Annotated in this window: 1 pseudogene; it reads left to right on the top strand. The window is 62.2% G+C overall.

The features are described from left to right. Positions 1-502, top strand: a pseudogene (fusA, locus tag ACSHSS_RS30335) (elongation factor G); the annotation flags it as partial.

Raw genomic sequence — 502 nt, forward strand, 5'->3', positions numbered from 1 at the left:
GCTGAACCGTCTCGCGCAGGAAGATCCGTCGTTCCGCGTGCAGACCGACGAAGAGTCGGGCCAGACCATCATTTCGGGCATGGGCGAGCTCCACCTCGAAATTCTGGTCGACCGGATGAAGCGTGAATTCGGCGTCGAAGCAACGGTCGGCAAGCCGCAGGTTGCGTACCGCGAAACGATCCGTTCGACGGCGAAGGACGTCGAAGGCAAGTTCGTCAAGCAGTCGGGCGGCCGCGGCCAGTACGGTCACGCAGTCATCACGCTCGAGCCGAACGAGCAGGGCAAGGGCTACGAGTTCTTCGACGAGATCAAGGGCGGTGTGATTCCGCGCGAATACATCCCGGCGGTCGACAAGGGTATCCAGGACACGCTGAAGTCGGGCGTGCTGGCCGGCTTCCCGGTCGTCGACGTGAAGGTTCACCTGACGTTCGGTTCGTACCACGACGTCGACTCGAACGAAAACGCGTTCCGCATGGCCGGTTCGATGGCGTTCAAGGAAGCG

It is taken from the genome of Burkholderia sp. BC1 (genome assembly GCF_052683555.1).